Here is a 6,472-nt window from a genome sequence, read left to right as displayed (position 1 = left end):
GGGCTTCAATCGACACCGTGAACGCCGTGCCGTACTGGCTGCGGTTGTCTTCTACCATCGGGCGCAAGCCGAGCGACGCGCTCTTCTCCGCCGTCAGGCACAGGCGAACGATGCCGCTGCATTCGCGAATCAGCATGGCCATGCTGGCCTGCGTGAGCTTGTCGGCGGCGACGATGAGGTCGGCCTCGTTTTCGCGGTCGGCATCGTCGAGCACGACAACGGGCACGCCAAGCCGCACCGCGTCGAGGGCGGCGGCCATGCGCGCGGGCATGTCGGCCGGATCGAAGCGGGCTTCGATGGCGTCAAACGCCACATTCGCGGAAGGCAATGCGGGCGGGTGAACTGCTGGGGATTGCTGGTGGACAACATGGAAACGCTCCTCGCAAGATTGGCGACAAGACGTTCCAGGGCAAGCAGACAAACACGCACGAGCCATGCAGCGGCGCAGCCCGGCACCAAGCCAGGCGCGCTCCTTTGGCGCGGGCATGTTGTTCCGCACATCTTCTTCCATCCGGACTCTGACCGTCGGCCCCGGCATCTCACCGGATCTGCTGACCCCTGCATGCAGGCGCATGCAAGGCGCTCGCGGGCTCACGGACACACGGTCCGCATACCGCCGGTGGGGAATTCCACCCCGCCCTGAAGACGTACTGAACCGGCAGGATCGCCGGCAAACGCAATGCTACCGCAACAAGTTGCAACGATTCGACCCTACTGACGGGTCGGGCAAAGCGCTATGCCGTCATATCGTTATCACGCCATTTCGCTCAGCGCGCCCGGGCCAGCATGGCATGCAGCAGCACATCGGCGCCGCGCGTCACATCTTCGGGCAGCGCATCTTCGGCTTCGTTGTGGCTCAGACCGTTGACGCACGGGATGAAGATCATCGCCGTCGGGCAATACTTGGCAATGTGGATGGCGTCGTGCCCCGCGCCGCTCACGATGCGCTGATGGGGGTAGTCGAGGGCCTCCACCGCATCGGCCACCGCCTTCACGCAAGCGGGGTCGAACGGCGTGGCCGGGCTGACCCAATGCTGGTCGATCTGCACGGTCAGGCCGCGGCGCTCTGCAATGTCGGCAAAGCGTTCACGCAGCGCCGCTTCCATCTCGGCAATGCGCGCGTCTTCGTGATGGCGCAAATCCACCGTGAACGTGAGATCTGCGGCGATGGTGTTGCGCGAGGCATTGCGGATGCCGAATTCGCCGATCGTCACGAGGCCATGCGGCGCAAAACTGTCGACCAGCACTTCCAGCGAGGTCGCCATCTCCGCTGCCGCAAACATCGCGTCGCGGCGGAAACGCATGGGCGTGGTGCCCGCATGGGCGGCCTGGCCCTGCACATGCACATCGAGCCAGCGGATCGCCTGCCCGCCCGTCACCACGCCAATCGGCACGCCGTTCTCTTCCAGGATCGGCCCTTGCTCGATATGCGCCTCGAAGTAGGCGTCGAACGGTGCACCGGGGATGGCGCGTTCGCCCGCGTAGCCCGTTGCCGCCAGCGCTTCGGCCACGGAGATGCCCTGCGCATCACGCGAGGCCAAGGCCTGTTCCAGCGGCATGACGCCTGCAAATGCGGCTGAACCCAACATGGCGGGTGTAAAGCGCGCGCCCTCTTCGTTGGTCCACACGACAATCTCGATGGGCTTGTCGGTTTCAATGCCCGCGTCGTTGAGCGTGCGCACGACTTCCAGCGCGGCCAGCACACCGTAGACGCCGTCGAAGCGCCCGCCTTCGGGTTGCGTGTCGAGATGACTGCCGCTCGCCACGGGGCGGGCTTGCGCCGATTTGCCGGCGCGACGCGCAAACAGATTGCCGACGCGGTCAAAGCTGAGCGTCATGCCCGCGTCTTTGCACCAGCGCGCGAACAGCGCGCGGCCGGCCGTCTTCTTCCGTCAGCGCAAGGCGCCGCACGCCGCCTTTTGGCGTGGCACCGACCGCCGCCATTTCCATCAGGCTCGACCACAGCCGCGCCCCGTTGACCTTCAACATGTCTCCATTCCTTTTGCATGCGCGCCGACCGGCTCGGCGCATCCAGCCGCCTTTATCTGGCAATCGCAAAATGCGCGTCAAATTGCGAATGTTTATTCGGCCTATAAATCAGGCAAATACTGCTGGCCCGAAGCGTGCATCCACCCATTGCCGGCGTCGGTCATACGCACCGCAATGGCGCGGTCAAGGCGTGCAGCTCCCAATCCCAGGGCATAAGCCCGGCTAATACGGGGAATCAAAAATGCGAATTTGCCGCCGCCCGCGTCGATGCGCATAAATGGCGGCGTCGGCTGACGACCGACACCCCGCTTCCGCGACACAGACCGATGCCTGAACATCGGCGGCGCGCTGGCGGGCCACGCCCAAAAGAGGAGGACGCCCCATGTCAACGCCGCAACCATCCACCGCGACGCACCAGCCCGTGCGCGCGGCCACCGCCTTCATCGGCACCGCCGTCGAGTTCTACGACTACTACACCTACGCCACGGCCGCCGCGCTCGTGCTGGGCGAGGTGTTCTTTCCCAGCAGCAACCATTTCCTGAGCACGATGGCGTCGTTTGCCACGTTCTTTGTCGGCTTCATCGCACGGCCGTTGTCCGGCGCAGTGTTCGGGCATCTGGGCGACCGCATCGGCCGAAAAAAGATGCTGCTGGTGACGATGTTCCTGATGGGCATCGCCACGACCGGCATCGGCCTGCTTCCGGGCTACGCGACCATCGGCATCTGGGCGCCGATTCTGCTGGTGTTGCTGCGCGTGCTGCAGGGCATTGCGGTGGGCGGCGAATGGGGCGGCGCGGTGCTCATGGCAAGCGAGCATGCGCCGAAGGCCAAGCGCGTGTTTTTCGCGTCGTTCCCGCAGATGGGCAGCCCGGTCGGGTTGATCCTGTCGCTGCTGTCGTTCCGGCTGGTGTCGTCGCTCGACCATGAGAGCTTCATCACGTGGGGTTGGCGCCTGCCGTTCCTGGCCAGCTTCGTGTTGCTGCTCGTGGGAGTGGCGATCCGCATGGGCGTGAAGGAATCGCCCGAGTTCGAGCGCATGAAAAAGAACAACGAGGTGCTCAAGAACCCCGTGGGCGAAGTGCTGCGCACCGCGTGGCGCCCGATCGTGCTGGCGGCCATGGCCACCACCATCGGCTCCGCAGGGTTCTTCTTCACCAACACGTTCATGATTTCGTACGTGACAACGTACCTGGGCATGTCGAAGGCACTGATTCTCGATTGCCTGTTCGTCGTGACGATCCTGCAGCTGCTGTCGCAGCCGGTATCGGCGCTGCTGGCGCAACGCTACGGAGACACGCGCTTTCTGACGTGGGCCGCATTCATTTCGATGCTCACGCCGTATCCGATGTTCCTGCTGGTGAGCACGCAGAATCCGGTGGCGATGGTGGCTGGCATCACGCTGGCGGTTGTCACGCTGTCGGCCGTGTATGCCGTCATCGCAGGCTTCATGACGCCCGCCTTCCCGACGCGCGTGCGCTACTCGGGTATCTCGATCGCCTATCAGGTCTGCACCATGATTGCCGGCGGCACCACCCGCTGATCGGCACGATGCTGGCCGAACGCTACAAGGGCGAATGGCTGCCGCTGGCGCTGTTCTTTACGGTGCTCTCCGCGATCTCGCTGATCGGCATCATCGGCCTGGGGCGGTATCGCGACGGCAAGCAGCCTGAAGAATCCACGGCGCTCGCCACAAATTGATGTCTACCTCCATCCGTATTCCCATGGAAGCCCAACCCGTTTCGCTGCACACGCGCCGCCCGCGGCCTTCTCTGAAACCGAATGGCAGGTTCGTACCGATCTAGCTGCGCTGTATCGGCTCGTCGATCATTTCCGCATGACGGACATGATCGACACGCACATCACCGCACGGCTGCCCGATGAAGACGGCCGCCCGACCTTCCTCATCAACCGCTACGGCGTGCTGTTCGGCGAGATGCGCGCATCGGATCTCGTCAAGATCGATCTCGAGGGCAACGTCATCGACGAACGTGCCGATGCGGACCCCGAGCACTACGCCGTCAATGCGGCCGGCTTCACGATCCACTCGGCCATCCATGCAGCGCGCGACGATCTGCACTTCGTCGTGCATACGCATACGGCCGCGGGCATTGCGGTGTCGGCACAAGAGCATGGCTTGCTGCCGATCAGCCAGCATGCGCTGAAGTTCTACGGCAACCTTGCGTATCACGACTATGAAGGCATCGCGCTGGACCTGGGCGAGCGCGAACGCCTCGTGCACGACTTCGGCCAGCACAAGGCGATGATCCTGCGCAACCATGGCCTGCTCGCCGGTGGCCACACAGCAGCAGATGCGTTTCACGAAATCTACTTTCTCGAGCGCGCCTGCCAGGCACAGATTCAGGCACTGGCCGGCGGCACGCCGCTGCATGCCGCCCGAAGACGTGCGCCAGCGCACCGCCGCGCAGTTCAATCGGGAAGAGTCGCCCGTCATTGCACGCCGCGCATGGCTGGCGGCGCTGCGGCTGATCGACACGTCCCGCTCCGATTACCGGAGCTGATGCGCATGACGACCCTCGCCCTCATCAGCCGCGACTACGTCGCACCTGGTGCCGTCCATCCTGCGCGCCGCGCCCGAGTTCGACGTGCGCATGTACGGCGAGCCGGCCGCGCGGGACGCCGAGATCGCCGTCTGCTGGAACCCGCCCGAAGGCGCCATCGCCGCCATGCCGCGCGTGCGACTCGTGCACAGCATCGCCGCGGGTGTCGACAACATCCTCATCGATCCGACATTGCCGGCGGTGCCGCTCTGCCGCGTGGTCGACCCACAGCACGCACGCGGCATGGCGCAGTTCGTCACCTGGGGCGTGCTGCATTTCCACCGGCAGTTGGACCGCGTGCTGGCCAACCAGCGCAGCGCTACATGGTTCCGGCCCGAACAGCAGCCTCCGTCGACCTGCACCGTGGGCGTGATGGGCCTGGGAGAAATCGGTTCGCATGTCGCCGGAGAACTGCATCGCCTCGGCTTCAGCGTGCGGGGCTGGGCGCGTCAGTCGCGTGATGTGCCCGGTATCGGCGTGTACTGCGGGCAGGCCGGCCTGCCGATGTTCCTGGACGGCACCGATATCCTTATCTGCCTCTTGCCGCTCACCGACGCCACACGCGGCTTGCTGAACGCCGCCACATTCGCGCGGCTCAAGCCCGGTGCCAAGCTCATTCATGTCGGGCGCGGCGAGCATTTGGTCGCAGCGGATCTGCTCGACGCATTGCAAACCGGCCACCTTGGCGGCGCCATCGTCGATGTGTTTCCGAACGAGCCGCTGCCCGCGAGCAATCCGCTCTGGCGCGCACCCAACCTGATCGTCACGCCGCACATGGCGTCCGTCGCAAGCGCCGACACCATTGGCTTGCAGGTCGCACAAAACGTGCGGCGCCTGCTCAGGGCGAGGCGCTCGTCAACGTGGTCGACGTCACGCGCGGTTATTGACCGCCCATCGTCCCCGACGCAGTCTCCGGATAGCGCGCATCGATAAAGCGATGCAGCGCTTCCAGAAACGCCGCTTCGGCCGCGCTGAACTTGCGGTCGGCCATCCATAGCAGGTGCATGTCGACGTCGGCCACGCCGGCTTCGGGCGGCAAGCGCTGCAAGCGGCCCTGTTCGACGTCGTCCTGCGCTACGTGCTCGGGCAGGCAACCGATGCCGAATCCGGCCACGATCAGCCGCCGCACTTCCCACATGCTCGAAGACGAGCCGACCACGGGGCCGGTCAGGCCCATCTCGTCGCGAAGAACGTGAGCATCGAGAGCGGATCGCCGATCTTGTCGCCCGTGAACGAGACAAACTTCTCGCCGGCCAAATCGGCGATCTGCACATCGGCGCGACCGAACAGCGGGTGATATTGCCCGCAGAACAGGGCATAGCGCTGACGGAGGAACAACCGGTGTTCGATCTTCTTCGGCAGCGCGCGCTTGGGCGATAGACCCAGCGTGGCCGTGCGCAATTCCAGGCTGCGGACCACGTCGGCGCTGCGCATCTCCTGGCATTCGAGTTCAATGCGCGGGTAATCGCGGTGGAAGCGGCCGAGAAACGCGTCGTACTCCGGAAAGTCAAGGCCGCTGACGATGGCCACGCGCACCATGCCGGCAATCTCGTGCCCGCCTTCGCCACTGGCTTGCGACAGGCGCGAAATGGTGCCGTAGACCTCCTCGGCAATCAGCCGGACCTCCTCACCCGCCCGCGTGACTTCAATGGGATTGGCCTGGCGGTCGATCAATTGCAGGCCGAGCTGATCTTCAAGCCGCTTGAGCGCCTGGCTTACCGCCGGCTGCGTCAGGTGAAGGCGCGTGGCGGCACGGCTGATGCTGCGTTCCCGCGCGATAGCAAGGAACGTGCGCAGCAAATTCCAGTCGAGACGGTCGTTGAGGTAGGTGTCGAGCTTGGCCTTGCTCATGCGCAGTACCGGGAAGGATCATAGACATTTGGCCAGGCTAACCATCCGCTAATCCGGCATCGACTAGAATCCTA

Annotated in this window: 4 protein-coding genes, 4 pseudogenes and 1 riboswitch; of the genes and pseudogenes, 3 read left to right on the top strand and 5 right to left on the bottom strand. The window is 64.7% G+C overall.

Annotated features, from left to right (window positions below):
- The 3 genes and pseudogenes from OWR21_RS10680 to OWR21_RS10670 all read right to left on the bottom strand — a co-directional run.
- Positions 1 to 271: 3,4-dihydroxy-2-butanone-4-phosphate synthase (locus tag OWR21_RS10680; RefSeq protein ID WP_332395207.1), on the bottom strand; the 271-nt coding region annotated here is incomplete at its 3' end.
- Positions 272 to 495: 224 nt separating this feature from the next.
- Positions 496 to 651: riboswitch (FMN riboswitch) on the bottom strand.
- A 116-nt stretch (positions 652 to 767) separates the two neighbouring features.
- A pseudogene (locus OWR21_RS10675) lies at positions 768 to 1,989 on the bottom strand (Zn-dependent hydrolase).
- Between the two features lie 101 nt (positions 1,990 to 2,090).
- The gene (locus tag OWR21_RS10670; protein WP_186829266.1) at positions 2,091 to 2,264 is read right to left on the bottom strand and encodes a hypothetical protein; all 174 of its coding nucleotides are present in this window, start codon (positions 2,262 to 2,264) and stop codon (positions 2,091 to 2,093) included.
- A 107-nt stretch (positions 2,265 to 2,371) separates the two neighbouring features.
- On the opposite strand from OWR21_RS10670, the pseudogene OWR21_RS10665 reads away from it, so the two are divergent.
- The 3 genes and pseudogenes from OWR21_RS10665 to OWR21_RS10655 all read left to right on the top strand — a co-directional run bounded on the left by OWR21_RS10665 (position 2,372) and on the right by OWR21_RS10655 (position 5,480).
- A pseudogene (locus OWR21_RS10665) lies at positions 2,372 to 3,687 on the top strand (MFS transporter).
- Positions 3,688 to 3,796: 109 nt separating this feature from the next.
- Positions 3,797 to 4,508 (top strand): annotated as a pseudogene (locus OWR21_RS10660) (class II aldolase/adducin family protein).
- 48 nt (positions 4,509 to 4,556) lie between these two features.
- On the top strand, positions 4,557 to 5,480 hold the full coding sequence (locus tag OWR21_RS10655; protein WP_332395204.1) for a 2-hydroxyacid dehydrogenase: 924 nt from the start codon (positions 4,557 to 4,559) through the stop codon (positions 5,478 to 5,480).
- On the opposite strand, the gene OWR21_RS10650 is transcribed toward OWR21_RS10655, so the two are convergent.
- Positions 5,428 to 5,847, bottom strand: coding sequence for a LysR substrate-binding domain-containing protein (locus OWR21_RS10650; protein WP_332395206.1), 420 nt, complete (start codon positions 5,845 to 5,847; stop codon positions 5,428 to 5,430). The two genes, OWR21_RS10655 and OWR21_RS10650, sit on opposite strands and share 53 nt — an antisense overlap.
- A gap of 14 nt (positions 5,848 to 5,861) precedes the next feature.
- Positions 5,862 to 6,398 (bottom strand): annotated as a pseudogene (locus OWR21_RS10645) (LysR family transcriptional regulator); the annotation flags it as partial.
- Positions 6,399 to 6,472: the final 74 nt, after the last annotated feature.

The sequence above is a fragment of the Ralstonia sp. 1B3 genome (genome assembly GCF_036631435.1).
The sequence above is the reverse complement of the archived record's forward strand: the minus strand, read 5'-3'. Positions and strand labels throughout refer to the sequence as shown.